This is a genomic window from Sabulibacter ruber (genome assembly GCF_017355955.1).
Taxonomy (GTDB): domain Bacteria; phylum Bacteroidota; class Bacteroidia; order Cytophagales; family Hymenobacteraceae; genus Nibribacter; species Nibribacter ruber_A.
In genome coordinates this window covers 1-762 of record NZ_JAFFID010000017.1, presented here as the reverse complement: position 1 = coordinate 762, position 762 = coordinate 1, and the positions used below count along the sequence as shown (strand labels likewise).

General features: G+C 67.8%; 1 protein-coding gene. It reads right to left on the bottom strand.

Annotation, left to right across the window (positions count from 1 at the left end):
- A partial coding sequence (locus tag JT719_RS24245; RefSeq protein ID WP_479725268.1) for an MFS transporter occupies nucleotides 1-747 on the bottom strand: 747 nt, incomplete at its 3' end.
- Between the last annotated feature and the right edge of the window lie 15 nt (nucleotides 748-762).

The following is a 762-nucleotide window of genomic DNA, read 5'->3' as shown; positions in this document are numbered from 1 at the left end:
GCCCAGCCCCTTGATGGCCAAATCGAAGATGGTGGGGAACATCACCGAGTTGAACAGCCCGATGCCGATCATGGCCCACATAGCCAGGGGCCCCTGCGCGAACGTGCCGATGAGCAGCAGCGCGATCACCGCCGAGGCGTAGAGCCCCACCGTGCGGTTGGGCACGAAGCGGCCCAAGAGCAGCACCAGAAAGTTCACCGCGACCAGGCCCAGGATGATGAGCGCCTGGTCCAGGTCGTAGAGGGCGTACACCGCCCCGAAGGTCACCAGGGCGATCCCGGCCATGACCCCGTACTTGAGCGAGCTGCTTCTGAGCTGCGCCAGGGCGACGGCCCCGAAGAAGCGCCCCACCATGGCCCCGCCCCAGTAGAAGGACAGGAAGTGCTTGGCCTCGGACTCGTCCAGCCCGGCGATCTGCGGCAGCTTGAGGTAGTTGATGAGCATGCTGCCCACGGCCACCTCGCCGCCCACGTACATGAAGATGCAGACGATGCCCAGCACCAGGTGGCGGTGCCGCAGCGCGCCCGAGCCGGCCTCCACCGTCCCCTCGCCCGTGAAGCGGGGCAGGCGGGCCAGTTTGATGATTACCGCGATGGCCGCCAGCGCCACGGCCAGGCCCACGTAGGGCATCTTCACCGACTCGGCCGTGGCCTCCCCGGCCCCGGACACCTGGTCGAAGATGAGGTAGCCGCCCAGCACCGGGGCGATGGTGGTGCCCAGGGAGTTGAGCGCCTGCGTCAGGTTCATGCGGCTGGAGGAGGA